Origin of the sequence: Kitasatospora sp. GP82 (assembly GCF_029892105.1) — a bacterium.
Classification (GTDB): Bacteria; Actinomycetota; Actinomycetes; order Streptomycetales; family Streptomycetaceae; genus Kitasatospora.
The window spans coordinates 39,014-51,230 of the sequence record NZ_JARZAJ010000012.1; the positions used below are offsets into that span (position 1 = coordinate 39,014).

At 70.8% G+C, this 12,217-nt stretch carries 22 protein-coding genes; 2 read left to right on the top strand and 20 right to left on the bottom strand.

Going from position 1 to position 12,217, the window contains the following annotated elements; genetic code table 11:
- Positions 1-460: 460 nt before the first annotated feature.
- From P3T39_RS14345 to P3T39_RS14420, 16 genes are all read right to left on the bottom strand, one after another.
- Positions 461-679 (bottom strand): hypothetical protein, encoded by a 219-nt coding sequence (locus P3T39_RS14345; RefSeq protein WP_280697938.1) that lies wholly within the window; start codon positions 677-679, stop codon positions 461-463.
- 20 nt (positions 680-699) lie between these two features.
- Positions 700-936 carry a hypothetical protein gene (locus tag P3T39_RS14350; protein WP_280697939.1) on the bottom strand — a complete coding sequence of 79 codons (237 nt, stop codon included), beginning with the start codon at positions 934-936 and terminating at the stop codon, positions 700-702.
- A gap of 43 nt (positions 937-979) precedes the next feature.
- Positions 980-1,177, bottom strand: a complete 198-nt coding sequence (locus P3T39_RS14355; protein WP_280697940.1) for a hypothetical protein — start codon at positions 1,175-1,177, stop codon at positions 980-982.
- A gap of 13 nt (positions 1,178-1,190) precedes the next feature.
- Positions 1,191-1,742: a hypothetical protein gene (locus P3T39_RS14360; protein ID WP_280697941.1), complete on the bottom strand. Its 552-nt coding sequence runs from the start codon at positions 1,740-1,742 to the stop codon at positions 1,191-1,193.
- Positions 1,743-1,834: 92 nt separating this feature from the next.
- On the bottom strand, positions 1,835-2,029 hold the full coding sequence (locus P3T39_RS14365) for a hypothetical protein (RefSeq protein WP_280697942.1): 195 nt from the start codon (positions 2,027-2,029) through the stop codon (positions 1,835-1,837).
- A 10-nt stretch (positions 2,030-2,039) separates the two neighbouring features.
- Complete coding sequence (locus P3T39_RS14370; protein ID WP_280697943.1) at positions 2,040-2,507, bottom strand: hypothetical protein; 468 nt, start codon at positions 2,505-2,507, stop codon at positions 2,040-2,042.
- A gap of 92 nt (positions 2,508-2,599) precedes the next feature.
- Entirely contained in the window at positions 2,600-2,803 is a 204-nt protein-coding gene (locus tag P3T39_RS14375) for a hypothetical protein (RefSeq protein WP_280697944.1), read from the bottom strand.
- Between the two features lie 3 nt (positions 2,804-2,806).
- Positions 2,807-3,100 carry a hypothetical protein gene (locus P3T39_RS14380; RefSeq protein ID WP_280697945.1) on the bottom strand — a complete coding sequence of 98 codons (294 nt, stop codon included), beginning with the start codon at positions 3,098-3,100 and terminating at the stop codon, positions 2,807-2,809.
- A 243-nt stretch (positions 3,101-3,343) separates the two neighbouring features.
- The gene (locus P3T39_RS14385) at positions 3,344-5,785 is read right to left on the bottom strand and encodes a hypothetical protein (protein ID WP_280697946.1); all 2,442 of its coding nucleotides are present in this window, start codon (positions 5,783-5,785) and stop codon (positions 3,344-3,346) included.
- An 86-nt stretch (positions 5,786-5,871) separates the two neighbouring features.
- Positions 5,872-6,060, bottom strand: a complete 189-nt coding sequence (locus tag P3T39_RS14390; RefSeq protein WP_280697947.1) for a hypothetical protein — start codon at positions 6,058-6,060, stop codon at positions 5,872-5,874.
- A gap of 93 nt (positions 6,061-6,153) precedes the next feature.
- Positions 6,154-6,462 (bottom strand): hypothetical protein, encoded by a 309-nt coding sequence (locus P3T39_RS14395; protein WP_280697948.1) that lies wholly within the window; start codon positions 6,460-6,462, stop codon positions 6,154-6,156.
- A gap of 109 nt (positions 6,463-6,571) precedes the next feature.
- Complete coding sequence (locus P3T39_RS14400; RefSeq protein WP_280697949.1) at positions 6,572-7,006, bottom strand: hypothetical protein; 435 nt, start codon at positions 7,004-7,006, stop codon at positions 6,572-6,574.
- Positions 7,007-7,029: 23 nt separating this feature from the next.
- Positions 7,030-7,182, bottom strand: coding sequence for a hypothetical protein (locus P3T39_RS14405; RefSeq protein ID WP_280697950.1), 153 nt, complete (start codon positions 7,180-7,182; stop codon positions 7,030-7,032).
- A gap of 86 nt (positions 7,183-7,268) precedes the next feature.
- Positions 7,269-8,504, bottom strand: a complete 1,236-nt coding sequence (locus tag P3T39_RS14410; RefSeq protein ID WP_280697951.1) for a hypothetical protein — start codon at positions 8,502-8,504, stop codon at positions 7,269-7,271.
- Positions 8,501-8,839, bottom strand: coding sequence for a hypothetical protein (locus P3T39_RS14415; RefSeq protein ID WP_280697952.1), 339 nt, complete (start codon positions 8,837-8,839; stop codon positions 8,501-8,503). The genes P3T39_RS14410 and P3T39_RS14415 overlap by 4 nt, the downstream gene beginning before the upstream one ends.
- Complete coding sequence (locus tag P3T39_RS14420; RefSeq protein WP_280698105.1) at positions 8,836-9,132, bottom strand: WhiB family transcriptional regulator; 297 nt, start codon at positions 9,130-9,132, stop codon at positions 8,836-8,838. The genes P3T39_RS14415 and P3T39_RS14420 overlap by 4 nt, the downstream gene beginning before the upstream one ends.
- Positions 9,133-9,374: 242 nt before the next feature.
- Here P3T39_RS14420 and P3T39_RS14425 point away from each other — a divergent pair, with 242 nt between their 5' ends.
- Complete coding sequence (locus tag P3T39_RS14425) at positions 9,375-9,701, top strand: antibiotic biosynthesis monooxygenase (RefSeq protein WP_280697953.1); 327 nt, start codon at positions 9,375-9,377, stop codon at positions 9,699-9,701.
- Entirely contained in the window at positions 9,698-10,927 is a 1,230-nt protein-coding gene (locus P3T39_RS14430; RefSeq protein ID WP_280697954.1) for a helix-turn-helix transcriptional regulator, read from the top strand. The genes P3T39_RS14425 and P3T39_RS14430 overlap by 4 nt, the downstream gene beginning before the upstream one ends.
- A 68-nt stretch (positions 10,928-10,995) precedes the next feature.
- Here P3T39_RS14430 and P3T39_RS14435 read toward each other — a convergent pair whose 3' ends face one another.
- The 4 genes from P3T39_RS14435 to P3T39_RS14450 all read right to left on the bottom strand — a co-directional run bounded on the left by P3T39_RS14435 (position 10,996) and on the right by P3T39_RS14450 (position 12,216).
- The gene (locus tag P3T39_RS14435; RefSeq protein WP_280697955.1) at positions 10,996-11,181 is read right to left on the bottom strand and encodes a hypothetical protein; all 186 of its coding nucleotides are present in this window, start codon (positions 11,179-11,181) and stop codon (positions 10,996-10,998) included.
- A gap of 35 nt (positions 11,182-11,216) precedes the next feature.
- The gene (locus tag P3T39_RS14440; protein ID WP_280697956.1) at positions 11,217-11,561 is read right to left on the bottom strand and encodes a hypothetical protein; all 345 of its coding nucleotides are present in this window, start codon (positions 11,559-11,561) and stop codon (positions 11,217-11,219) included.
- A gap of 89 nt (positions 11,562-11,650) precedes the next feature.
- Positions 11,651-12,016 carry a hypothetical protein gene (locus P3T39_RS14445; protein ID WP_280697957.1) on the bottom strand — a complete coding sequence of 122 codons (366 nt, stop codon included), beginning with the start codon at positions 12,014-12,016 and terminating at the stop codon, positions 11,651-11,653.
- On the bottom strand, positions 12,004-12,216 hold the full coding sequence (locus P3T39_RS14450) for a hypothetical protein (RefSeq protein ID WP_280697958.1): 213 nt from the start codon (positions 12,214-12,216) through the stop codon (positions 12,004-12,006). Before P3T39_RS14450 ends, P3T39_RS14445 begins: the two co-directional genes overlap by 13 nt.
- Position 12,217: the final 1 nt, after the last annotated feature.

Sequence of the window (12,217 nt, forward strand, 5' to 3'; positions counted from 1 at the left end):
GAGCCCACCGTGGACACCACGACCACCAATACCGCTGACCTTCCGGGACCGAGGAAGGGCCTTACCCTGCGCCTGGCGGCCGTGCTGTGGGTCGCGATCTAGGCTGGCCGCCGGAAGCAGGGGAGCGGCGGTCCGGTGGCTCTGAGCTCGCTGAAACCTAAGGGGTCAGCCCCGGCCGTCAGCCGCCGGCGCTCGGGCGGGGATCGGGGGCCGACTCTCCGCTTGGGCCCTCGGGACTGGTGGACTCGCATGCTGAGGTGTCGCGTATTCCTCTGCGAGGTTGGGTCTGGTGTCATCGTGTGTGGTCGCCGGGGGCGTATCGGCTCCAGGTGCCGCCAGCTGTGACGAGGTTGCTGGTGGTCTTGTCGTGGTACTGCGACGGATCTTGCCATCGCACAGTGCTGGCGAGTTTCGAAAGCATGAGGCCCCCGGCATCTGCCGGGGGCCTTCGTGCCGCTGGTCACGCTTCGTAGTGGTACCAGCCGTAGCCGCCAGCCTCCTCGACCCGGCGCCACTGCTGCGGGGTGCCGATGGTCAGGTCGGCCCAGGCGATGGCCTGGCGGTCGTCGGCGGCCTGGTCGTGCTCGTCGAACAGGCCGGTGCAGTCGCGGACGTCGCCTTCGAGTTCCCAGCCGAGGATGTCGACGTCGATCCAGGTCGGGGTGAGCTTGTAGGACACGGGATTCTCCTGTCTGCCGGTCAGGCGGAAGACGCGGCTTCGAAGCGGGCCACAGCGTCAGCTACGAGCGCTGCCGCGTGGCCGTCGTCCTCGCAGACGACTCGGCCGTCGGCGAGCCGGTGCCACCCCTGGGCGAGCGCGAGTTCCAGAGCGGCGGCTTCGGTGGTGTAGTGCTGGGGGCCGTCGTCGGCCTCGCCGAGGACGTAACCGCAGAGGTCGCAGGCGATCGTGATACAGGCTTCGGTTCTGAAAGCCATCGGGGTCTCCTCGTGGCGCTGTGGGCGGTCAGGTGAGCAGCCGTCAGCGGGGCGTGCGGGTGGTGACCGTGGTGGACACGTCGGTGCCACACCTGCGGCAGATGCCGGAGAGGTCCGCGCGGACGATCCCGGCGATCCGGTCGCGGATCTGTCCGGTCGGCCTGTACGTGACCGGGTGCTGGTCGACGCCGTAGAAGCCGCAAATGCAGCGCAGGACGTGGTCGATGGATTCGACGTGCACGGTGTCCTCCTTGTCAGGCACTGGTGGCCGCGCGCTGGAGTAGCTGGTGGACGTCGGCCTGGCGGCGACCGGGCTGGTCGTTCCACTGGTCCACCGGGATCGGATGGCCCTGGTAGCCGAGCTGGCTGCCGATGCGCTGCCGGGCCCGGGTCGCGGTCGCCGCAGTGCCGTATCCGGCGGCGAGGACCCTCAGCTGGGCGCCGAGGACGCAGACCCGGCCCTCGCGGTCCCACAGAGCGCCCTGGGTCCAGCCGTGGTGCGTGATGTAGCGGGAGACCAGCTGGAGGTGCTGCTGCACCGTCACCGCAGCGATGGGCTGGCGGCGGAACAGCCGGTCCGTCAGCGTCGCGGTCGGTGCCGGGTATTCGGCGTGCCAGGACTGCACGGTGCTGCCGTGCCGGGGCGCGGGGGCCGTGGCCAGCAGGCGGTCGAGGTCGAGCGGGCCCGGCCCGGCTGCCGGGGCCTGCGTAGTGGCGGTGGTGCGGAGGTAGTCCTCAACCTCGGCGACCAGGAGAAGGCTGGCGGCGTCCAGGTCGATCCGGGGTGCGGTGAGCGTGGCGAGCATGTCGGCCTCCTTCCTGGTCAGCACGGGTGCGAGTTGTACGACGAGTGCGAGAGGTACTACGGATCGGGCCTCTCACACTGGTGCCGGGCCGGTCAGCCTCCGTCGGTGTCGTGGATCCACCGGTGCCCGGCGGGGCAGGTGTAGGTGTGGCGGCTGATCAGCTGGAAGGGGCCGCGGTCGTCCCACTGGAGGGTGCCGCTGGTGGCGGTCCGGCCGCAGTCGGGGTGGGGGCAGGTCTCGCCGCCGAGCGCGTGGTCGGAGAGCGGGGCGGGATCGGTGAACGGCATCGCGGGCTCCTCAGGCGTGGAGTGCGGCGGTGGCGGGGTAGCGGGCGGCGAGCTGGGCCTGGACCTGGGCGAGGACGGCCTGGGCCGCGCGGTCCATCTCCCGCATGTGGCCGGCCGCGTGTGCGGCCTGCCAGCTCGCGGCGGTCTGCTGGGGCACGAGGGTGAGCGGCCCGTGCTGGAACCACAGCCGCCAGGACGTGGTCGAGCGGGTGGCGACGCCGAGCTGGTTCGGGAGACCGAACCCTGCGGGGCCGGTGAACAGGTACTCGCCGCCGAAGATGTCGTAGGTCCACGGCATGTCGTTGCGCGCCGGGTAGATCGGGTTGACCGTCCAGTACGGGGTGTTCAGCTGGGCGGTGCGCATCCACTCGTCGTGCTCGCGGCGGACCTGCCGGACGGCGGCGTTGCCCTGGGCGTCGGCGGCGAGGAATCCGGCGACGTCGCTCACGCCTCGGAGGAGGGACTGGATGAGCGGCATGATGGTGGTCTCCTGTCTGTCCTGGTGGGTGGTCAGGGGGCCCGGGGCGGCCGGTGACTCCGGCCAGAGATGACGGCCGCCCCGGGGCGTGGTCAGCTGGCGGTGCAGGCCAGGGCGTGGGCGCGTGCCTCGTTCTTGGCCTCGTCCTCGTAGGGGGTTCGGCAGACCGTCCGGGTCTGGCAGCCGAGGCAGTGCCACTCGTGGTGGACCTCGGGGACGAGTCCGGTCTGGACCTGTACGACGGGGACCCGGTGGTCGGTCTGGGTGAGGTAGCGGGCGACCTCGATGCGGGCCATCGGTCAGCCCTCCAGTCCGGCGAACAGCGCGCCGTACAGGTCCATCCGGCCCTGTGCGTGCTTGGCGGTGGCGTACGCCTGGACCTGGCCGGCCATCCGCGTGCTGAGGGTCTGGTCGTGGTGGACCTGCATGAAGCCGATGGCGAAGATCCGGTCGAGGTCGGGGTCCTGGCGGCGGAGGCGGGCGAGGTTGCCGTCCAGGAGCTCGGCGGCGGCCCGCTCCTGGGCCTCCTCCTGGGCGAGCTCGGTGCGGGCGGCGGACCGGCCGGTGAGCCGGTCGAGCAGGGCGGTGATCATGTCGTTCTCCTGTCTGGTCGGTTTGTGATGGTTTGCAAGGGGGTCCGGCGGGGTGTTCCCACCCAGAACACCCCCGTCTTTGTCCTGGTTCGCGGTATTTCGTCACCCCGTCCGGCAGGGCACCGACCCTGTCCTCGGGACGGGGTTCCGTCGAGGGTGGACGGGGTGACATACCAGGTCAAAAAGGGCGCAGACAGGGGCAGTTGGCCCCGGATCCGTACTCCGGACGGGTGGACGAACCGGTCAGGCGGCCTTGGTGTCGAGCAGCGCGGCGAGCTGCTCGCGGGTGTAACCGCTGGCCTTGGTGAGGCCGTCGACCGCGCCGATCCGCTGGGTGGTGCCGGCGCCCGCGTCGCGCAGCCGGGTACCGAGGGTGGTCTCGGTGAGGTCGTGCCACCGCTCGGGGGAGTGCTCGGCCATCCACCCCGCCAGCACGACCAGGCGGGCCCGGTCCACCTTCTGGTAGTCCATCGCGGCAACCGCGTCGGCGACGACCTGGCGGCGCTGGACCTCCTCGCGCTCCTTCTCCCAGCGCACGGCGGCGTGCCCAGTCAGGGTGCCCGCCTTCAGCCGCAGGTCCCGGCCGCGCTCGCAGATGATCCGGAACTGGTCGAGGTTGATGACCTCGGCCTTGAGGGTGTCGTGGCCTTCCTCGGCGCCCTCGTCCAGGACGGTGACGCCCTTGTGCGCGTCCATCAGCAGGTGCGGGGCGGCGCCAGCGGCGACGGCGTCGTCACCGAGCACCATCCGGGAGGAGTTCTGCCCCTTGACCCGGTAGCAGGCCCGCTTCGAGGCGACCTCGCGCAGCTCAGTCGGCACGCTGGTGGAGTCCGGCCGCTGGGTGACGATGACCGCCATCCCACCAACGAACCGGGCCACCCGCATGAACCGGGCGAACAGACTCACCATCACGGTCTTGCCGTTCTGCCCGGCCGGGCCCTTCTTCCCGTCCTCGGCGATCTCGGCACTCTCGTCGGTGGGGATGAGCTTCATACCGGCCGCCGCATCGAGGATCTCCTGCAGCTCGTCGACCAGGAGCAGGGTCATCTCCAGGCCGGGCTCCTTGGCCAGATCAGGGGTGATCTTCCCCTCCGGGCAGGACTTCGGGTCGGTCTCGAAGAGCTGCTCCAGGCGCTGCCCGTGCTCGGCCATCTCCGCGATGGTGTCCTCCATCACCGAGTGCATCTCGCGGATGACCGAGGTCGTGTTACCGGACACGTAGGCGTGCGCCACCAGCTTCAGCGCGGCCCAGTCCGCACCGGACTTCCCGCACAGCAGCACGATCTTCAGGTACGGGTCGAGAACGGCAGCCGCGGCGATCAACCGGGCAAGGTAGGACTTCCCATAGCCCATCAGCCCACCGATCAGCAGCGAGCTCCAGAGCATGTTCAGGATCTTCCGCACGCCGCGGGCGTTGGTACCCAGCGGGACGCCCTGCTGCCAGAAGTCCCAGGATTCAGCGGCGATCAGCTCGCTGGCGATCTTGGGCCCGGCGTACGGGTTGTCCTGGGAGGCTACCCACAACACGAGTCGCCCCTCGTGGCCCTCCTCGGTGACGTCCTTACTCAGCTGGATCCGGGCGGTCTTCACCCGCAGCGCGGAGGCCAGCTCTCCGGCCTTCCCGATCGCGGACTCCGCTGTCTTGCCGGCCGGGAGCTCTACCGTGGCGGTCCAGCCCGGCCCGTCGGGTCGGATCACCCCGACCAGCCGGGTCTCCTCCTCCTCAGCCTTCGTGATGATCCCCGCCTTCACCAGCGCGGTGATCAGGTCAGCGGCGCCCTGGACCTGGGCGGCCTGCTCAGCAGCCGCCGCGACCTGCTGGGCGGCTGCCGACCCCGGGGTTCCGGCCGTCTCGGCGGCCTGCCGGGCGGCGGTGACCGCGGCGGCGAATCCGGGACCCTCGACCGGCACCTCGGCCAGTTCGTCACGGCACACCGTCCGGGACTGCTGCAGGACCTGACCGGCGGTCGGCTCCCCATCAGCGGCCTCACCCGAGTCCTGCACCGCCAGCCCGGACCGCCACAGGGCGACCGCGGCCGCAGGCAGCGACAGCAGCAGCAACCGGATGTCCTGCATCGGCAGCACTACCCCGCCACCGATCACCCCGGCTACCAACATCGCGGCGCGGCTGGCCTTCTTCGCCCAGCGGGCCCTGTCGACCTGGCCCTCGGTGACCTCGGCCGCCAGCTCGGGGATCAGGGCCTGGTGCTCCTTCAGCAGGGTCTGGAGCAGCTCGCGCCGGTCCTTCAGCGCGATCACCTGCGGCCCGTCCCGGTGCGGGTCGTTGTGCTCGTGGTCGGCGGTCTCGGTGCGCTTCGCTGCGATGATCTGCCCGCCGATCCGGGAGATCTCCTGCTTGAGCTGGGTCTCCCGGCCCTGGTGGCTGCGCTGCCGGTCGGCGATGACCAGCTGGGCGACCTGACCGTCGGACAAGTCCCGGGTCTGGATCCAGTTCCAGGTATTCTCCCGGGCGCGGTCCATGTGCTGGCGGACCGGCCCGTCGGCGGCGAACGCTGCGGTGATCCTGTCCTTCAGACTGCTGCCCACCCCCCGGCTGTCCTCGTCGGGGGCCTGGTCGCCGTCGCCGGCCTCGGGCTCCTGGTCGTGCTCCTTGGTGAGGGACACCGGGGCGGTGGGCTCGTCGTCGGGGCCGGTGGCCGGCGGGGTGTCGGTGGCGGTGCTCATCGGGTCCTCCGGTGGTGTCACTGGTACGGGGAGTGCGAGGGGTGCGAGATGTCGGATGTCTCGCACCCCTTGGAGCTACCGGCCTGTCAGTGCTCGGGGCAGCGCAGAACGTGGGTGACGGTGTCGTTGGTGGTGTAGATCTCGCAGTCGCAGATCCAGCACGCCCACAGCTCGCCGCCGGGGCGGTCCCACTCCTCCATCTCCTGGTGGCAGCAGTACGGCGGCTGGTCGACGGTGTCGCCGGCCTTGATGTCCTCGACCGTCTCGGCGCTCATGATCTGGGTCTCCTGTCTGGCTGGTGGGTGGTCAGGGGCCCGGGGCGGCCGGCGGATCCGGCCAGAGATGGCGGCCGCCCCGGGGCTCTCGCGTCAGACGAGGGCGAGGTCGTTGACGTTGTTGAGGCGCTTGTCGGCGCGGCTGATGAGCTGGGCCTGGTCCGGGTCGGTGTCGGGCAGGAGGAACGCCTCGGTGAGGAAGTCGAAGGCCATGGTGAGGTCGTGGGCGGCGGCCTGGAAGTCGTCAGTGGCGCCGTAGCCGAGCGCGTCGCCGAGGTCAGCGATCACGTCGATGAAGTCACCGATGCTGACGTCACCGAGGCTGTCCCGGTTGTCGAGGCGGGCGATCATGTCGGCGTGCCGGGCGATGATCTGCTCGAAGGTGGTGGCGGGCATGGCCATGGTGAACTCCTCGATCGGCTCGGCCGGGCTGTCCGGCTCACCGTCCGTCCCGGGCCTGGGAGGTGTGTGTGGGCCCGGGGCGGCGCGGAAAGCGGGCAGAGCGGGTGGGTCAGCGGGTGGTGGCGGCGCCGACGCTGCCGATCACGGCGCCCGTGCTGTCGCCGGTGGTCTTGACCGTGTTGGTGACGGTGCCGAAGAGCCCCCAGCTGCCGACCAGGACGGTGGCCACGGCGCCGAGGATGAAGGCCCGCTTGACCTCCTTCGCGTGGCTCTTCCACTTCGCCGCCGTCCAGACGACGATCCCCAGACCCAGCAGGGTGGCGCCGGACAGGCCGATCGCTCCGCCGGCCGAGACGCTGGCCGGGGCCATCGCCGGGGTGACCTGGGTGGTGTCAGCGAGCTGTACGACGGTCGCGGTGTGGGTGTCAGCGGCGTACGCGGCGTGCAGCTGCGTGGGCATCTCGGCGGTCGCGGTCCAGCCGCCGACGGTGGTCCAGGTGACGGGGACGGTGGTCTGGGCAGCGGCGGTGATGGCGTACGTCATGGCGGGGATCTCCTGATCTGAGGTCAGCGGGCGGCGGTGGCGGTGCGGTGCTCGGCGGGGCGGCAGGTGGGGCAGGGCACGGTGCCCTTGCCGTCGGGGGCGACGACGGTCCGCCAGTCCTGGCAGGTGCCGCAGTCGTAGCGGGGGCGGGGGGCGAAGGTGGAGGTGTTCGACATCAGGGGGCCTCCTGGCAGTGCGGGACGTACGGGGAGTGCGAGGTGTGCGAGAGGTCGTACGGCTCGCACCCGGTGCGAATGCTGGGTTAGCGGACTCCGGCCAGGCCGCCGTCGTCGCCGCGCTCGGCCTCGATCGCCCGGCGGAGGCGGACCGCGTACTCGTTGCGGCAGCCGATCAGCTCGCGGATCTTGGGGGCCGACAGGGTCTGACCGGCGGGCAGGAGATCGGCGAGGGCGCGGACCTTGGCCAGGTGCTCCGGGTCCAGCGGCCTTTCCCCAACCGCCTTGACGGGGGTCTGCGGGGGCTTCGGGGCGGCCTTCTGCGGGGCCTTCCCCGGGCCGTGGAGCCCAATTCCCGCAAGGGTTTCCGGGTCCCCGGAACGGAACCGGGAAGCGGCCTCCAGAGCCTCCGGGAACGCCATCCGGTAGACGCTCTCCTCGTCGTCCAGGAACGGGTCCGGCGGCATCCCCGGCTCCAGCTCGACCACCGGCCGGGGAACGGCAACCTCATCGACCCGGGCCCTCGCCTGGAGCTGCCGGGCGATCAGTTCGGAGGTCACTCCGGTCACCTCGACGCCCTCGACGAAGCCCCAGGCGATCCGCCACGCGTCGTCCGGGTGGAGCGCGCCGTACGGGTTCGCGGACAGCAGTTCCTGGGCGACGCCCAGAACCTCCGGGTGGTGCGCGGCGCGGGCCTTGGCGTGCGCGGCCTTCTCCTTCTTGGCCTGCTTCTCGGCCTTCGTCGGGCCCCGGCCGCCGTGCGTCTGGAGATCGGTCAGCCAGACCGCCACGACGCTGGAGAGGGCGAGCACCCAGGCCACCCACGAGTGAGCGGCGTACCGCTCGGCCCCGTGCGAGTAGTTGATCCACCCGGCGATACCGCCGGCCACCCACGCGCCGATCCGGTAGGTGCGGGTCGATCGCTGCCCCTCGGCCTGGCTACCCATCGCGACCAGGGCCCAGGCGGCGCCTTCGAGCATGGTGGCCAGCAGGGCGGCCATGAGGACGGCGACGTCGGCGTCGGTGAGTGCGCCGACCTGCGAGACCACGGCGGGGACGATCGAGCAGACCTGGACCAGGCGCACGAACGCCCGCGCCGGGTTGGTGCGGACCCAGCCGGTCAGCTTGCCGACCTTCGCCGCCCGCGCCTTCCGCGCCTCGGCCTTGCGGGCGTCAGCCTCCTTGCGGTCGGCGGCCTTCCGGCGGCGCTCGGCGTCGGCGTCCTTCCGGGCCTCGGCCCGGTCAGCGAGCCGGTCCTGCCGGTCCGCTTCCCGCTCGGCGGCCTTGTCCTTGCGCCGCTCGGTGTAGAAGGAGGTGCTCACTTTGTCCACCGGCCCTTCGGACCGCGCTGTCGGGGGACCGTCCCGGCCGGAGCGGAGCGCGGCTTCGTGGTCACCGAGTCAGACTCGCTGGACCCGGAGGACCTCTTGGGCCCGGTGGCCGGCCTCGGGGTCGAGGGCTTCGCACCGGACGGCTTGTTGCTGGCCTTCGCCGTCGGGACGGCACGGACCACCAGGAGGGTGCCGGCCGCGAGGAGGACCAGGCGGGTCACCCCGTCGGCGGGGGTGTAGAGCGCGAGGGCCAGGAGGAGGAGCGGCCAGCCGATGAGCAGCCGGGTCTTCGCGTTATCGAGGGCGGCAGCGGCCATCGCGTTCACGCGGCCACCCCCGCCAGCTGGGCGGCCTTGCGGCCACGGATGATGGCCTTGCGCTGGGCGGCGGTGGCACCACCGACGACACCGAACTGCTTGTCCACCGCGTAACTCAGTTCGCCCTCCAGGCAGTTGCGGCGAGCGACCAGCGGGCAGGTCGCGCACACGTCCAGGGCGGCCTGTTCGTCGGCGTTGGGCCACTCGATGTGGCGGCTGTCGGCGGCGGGGAAGAAGAAGCCGGTCTCGTACCGGGTGCACGGGGCGGGCTTCGTTTCCTCCCGCCGCGTGTTTTCGGGCATGCTGGTCACAGCGGAATCCCTTCCAGCGTTGTGGTTTCTGCGTTGCCCCCGACCGGCCCGTCGGGGGCTTTTTCGCGCGCGGGCTCTGGCTCCGGGCGCGCCGAAATAGGGCTTTTCTGAGGCCGTCCGCCTCGCCTAGCAACAACACTGACGGTAGTAGCAGGAAAACTACGAGTCAAGAGTTTCTGTCACTAGCAGTGTTGCGGCTACCGTGAGAGCGTCAGTGCGACCAAGGAGGACACATGACGCCCGGTTTCGCCCTAGTTGTTCGCTTTACGCTCCGCGATGAGGAAGCCGCCACGGCTTTCGACCGGCTCACCGAACAGACAATCCAGCAGATCAGCGCCAACGAGCCCGGCACCCTCACCTACGTCAGCCACATCCCGGACGGCGAGCCGCTGGTGCGGGTCTTCTACGAGCTGTACGCCGGCCGCGCCGCCTTCGACGCCCACGAAGCTCAGTCCCATACCCGGTACTTCCTTCAGCATCGCGAGCAGTACCTCACGAACGTCGACGTCACCTTCATGACCGAGACGTCCGGCAAGCGCCCCACCGGAGAGGCACGATGACCCCCGAACAGCAGCGGACCGTCGGCGCCCGCGTCGCCCAACTCCGCAAGCAGCGCGGACTCACACAGCGCGAACTCGCCAACGCGGTAAGCCGCACGACATCCTGGCTCTCCCAGGTCGAACGCGGAGTCCAGCCCGTCGCACGCCTGGACGTCCTGCAACTCCTCGCCGACGCCCTGGGCGTCTCCGTCCAAACCCTGCAACCGGACGCCCCGACACCTCAGGCAGCCCCGCAGGCCCGCATCAGCGAATCCAACGACCTGGACGGCGCCCGACTCCTCCTGTCGGGCCACCCCGCCCTCGACGTCCTCCTCGCTGACACCAGCCCCGAACCGGGCAACCTGCCGGAACTCCGCGACCAGGTCGAGGAACTGTGGAACCTCACCCACAGCGCCCGCTTTGCTGACATCAGCAACAAGGCGACGACCCTCGTCCCAGAACTCGAACGGACCGTCAGGACCTGCGCCGACGCCGACCAGGCCGAGGCCCACGGGCTCCTCGCAAGGACGTACCAGGCCCTCGCTGCAGCCTTCGTCCGGCAAGACGAATCCGACGCCGCATGGACCGCCGCGGACCGGTCCATCCGAGCCGCCGAGCAATCCGGCGACCCCCTCAGCGTGTTCGCCGGCATCTACCGGCTCACCCAGGCGTTCGTACGCCTGCGCCGCCTCGACCAGGCCGAACACGCAGCCGAGACCGCAGTGCGGGCCCTGGAGCGGCGCACCGCCAAGGCAGCCCCAGCCGAGTTGTCAGTCCTTGGAGCACTCCACCTCGTCCTCGCCCACGTCCACGCCCGATCCGGACGCCGGGCCGAAGCCCGCACCGAACTCGACCGGGCCCGGCAGGTTGCCCGGCAGCTGGGCGAGGACCGGAACGACCACGACCTGGAGTTCGGCCCCACCAACGTGGAGATCCAGGCCGTGTCTACCGCCGTCGACCTCGGCGACGCCGGTGAAGCGCTCGACCTGGGACTGTCCATCGACGCCACTCCGCTGTCACCGGAGCGGCAAGCCCGGCTCCTCATGGATCTCGGCCGCGCTCACGCACAGCGCCGACACCCTGGTGAGGCCCTGGATTGCCTACTCAGGGCCGAGGAGTTGGCTCCCGAGACCATCCGCACGCACGTTGCTGCGCGGTCGACGATCCGTGAGCTGGTCCTCGTGTCCGGCCGTTCAGCGTCTCAGGAACTGCTCGACCTGGCTGAGCGGGCTGACGCTTTGGAGTAGAAGGTGCCTGTGGTTGGCCCTGGTCGCTGTATGGCGGCCAGGGCCTTCGTGTGCCGGCCGAAGCCCCGTCAGTCCTCCGGCCCGCAGACACAGTTCTCGGGCTGGGCACCCTGCCCGATCTCACAAGCGCAGTAGATCGGGCCGAACGGGCTCGGGGTGGGCTCACCGCCGAAGCAGTGATCGCATTCGCCCTCCTGCCACTCCTCCGCGTCCTCGAACTCGTCGTCCAGGTCGTCCTCGTCGTAGACGTCCATCAGGTAATCCTTTTCCGGTCAGGTAGTGAAAGTGGCTACTTGGCGCCCATGTGGAACAGCGGGCTCGCCGCGGCGTGCAGCGAGTTGGACAGCCTCCCGAGGTAGAGCACTGAGTCCTCCAACGACTTGGCGACCTCGGCGACGGCGGCCTCGGAGTCCTCGCCGGTGTCCATCTGGATCGCCCTCTCCTTCTGCCGGGTCTTCAGCTGTCGGGCGAGCTGGTCGAGCGTCTGCGGCAGGCCGTCGACCAGGCGGCAGAGGGCCTGCGTGGTGGTGCTGATGACCGGCGCGGAGATCCGCTGGTCGAGGGTGATGTGGTTGAGCTCCCGGATCGCCTCGGCGGCGGTCTGAGCTCGCTTGGCCGGATCGGGCTTGGGCATGCGGCGCTCCTCTGGTCGGTGGCTGGACTGTCCAGCTCCCCACGCCGCCCGGGCGACCCCGGGCGGCGCAGGCAGTTGTCAGGCCGCGCCTACCGGCCGCCGCCCGAGAAGCCGTCCAGCTCCTCGGCCATGCCGCGCAGCACCTCGGCGTGCGCCACCAGGCCGGCCGCCAACTCCCGCACCTCGGCCGAGCCCAGCTCGTACCACGCCCCGTCCAGGAGCACCGTCGCCACCGGCGACCGCCGCAAGACGTCCGTGCGGAACGGGTACTGGGCGAGCGCGGCGGCCAGGATCTCGACCGGGCCCCGCAAGGTCGCCACGATCAGACCGGTCTCCGGCCCCTCGTGGAACAGGTTCTCCAGCGCCTGGCCCTGCTGGTGCACCCCCTCGCACCAGGAGGGCTCGGGGACGACCACGTCCATGCCGCCAGCGAGTCGTATGGTCACGGTGCGCACGCCTCGCCCACCTTCCCGCCGGCCATCGCCCGCGCCAGCAGGTTCCGGATCAGCCGGGCTCCGTGCCAGTCGTGCCGGCGCACCGCCAGGGCGAGCATCGCCTGCAGCCGGTTCAGGCCCGCGACCGCCTTCGGCTTCATCAGGGCCAGGCCGATCGCCGTGTCCTCCGTCGGCCGGTGGATGTTCGACTTCTTCGCCATC

Coding starts and splice junctions, on each gene's coding strand:
- P3T39_RS14350 (WP_280697939.1), bottom strand. CDS start 936: ATGGCTTTCAGAACCGAAGCCTGTATCACGATCGCCTGCGACCTCTGC.
- P3T39_RS14360 (WP_280697941.1), bottom strand. CDS start 1,742: ATGCTCGCCACGCTCACCGCACCCCGGATCGACCTGGACGCCGCCAGC.
- P3T39_RS14365 (WP_280697942.1), bottom strand. CDS start 2,029: ATGCCGTTCACCGATCCCGCCCCGCTCTCCGACCACGCGCTCGGCGGC.
- P3T39_RS14370 (WP_280697943.1), bottom strand. CDS start 2,507: ATGCCGCTCATCCAGTCCCTCCTCCGAGGCGTGAGCGACGTCGCCGGA.
- P3T39_RS14375 (WP_280697944.1), bottom strand. CDS start 2,803: ATGGCCCGCATCGAGGTCGCCCGCTACCTCACCCAGACCGACCACCGG.
- P3T39_RS14380 (WP_280697945.1), bottom strand. CDS start 3,100: ATGATCACCGCCCTGCTCGACCGGCTCACCGGCCGGTCCGCCGCCCGC.
- P3T39_RS14385 (WP_280697946.1), bottom strand. CDS start 5,785: ATGAGCACCGCCACCGACACCCCGCCGGCCACCGGCCCCGACGACGAG.
- P3T39_RS14390 (WP_280697947.1), bottom strand. CDS start 6,060: ATGAGCGCCGAGACGGTCGAGGACATCAAGGCCGGCGACACCGTCGAC.
- P3T39_RS14395 (WP_280697948.1), bottom strand. CDS start 6,462: ATGGCCATGCCCGCCACCACCTTCGAGCAGATCATCGCCCGGCACGCC.
- P3T39_RS14400 (WP_280697949.1), bottom strand. CDS start 7,006: ATGACGTACGCCATCACCGCCGCTGCCCAGACCACCGTCCCCGTCACC.
- P3T39_RS14405 (WP_280697950.1), bottom strand. CDS start 7,182: ATGTCGAACACCTCCACCTTCGCCCCCCGCCCCCGCTACGACTGCGGC.
- P3T39_RS14420 (WP_280698105.1), bottom strand. CDS start 9,132: ATGCCCGAAAACACGCGGCGGGAGGAAACGAAGCCCGCCCCGTGCACC.
- P3T39_RS14425 (WP_280697953.1), top strand. CDS start 9,375: ATGACGCCCGGTTTCGCCCTAGTTGTTCGCTTTACGCTCCGCGATGAG.
- P3T39_RS14430 (WP_280697954.1), top strand. CDS start 9,698: ATGACCCCCGAACAGCAGCGGACCGTCGGCGCCCGCGTCGCCCAACTC.
- P3T39_RS14435 (WP_280697955.1), bottom strand. CDS start 11,181: ATGGACGTCTACGACGAGGACGACCTGGACGACGAGTTCGAGGACGCG.
- P3T39_RS14440 (WP_280697956.1), bottom strand. CDS start 11,561: ATGCCCAAGCCCGATCCGGCCAAGCGAGCTCAGACCGCCGCCGAGGCG.
- P3T39_RS14450 (WP_280697958.1), bottom strand. CDS start 12,216: ATGGCGAAGAAGTCGAACATCCACCGGCCGACGGAGGACACGGCGATC.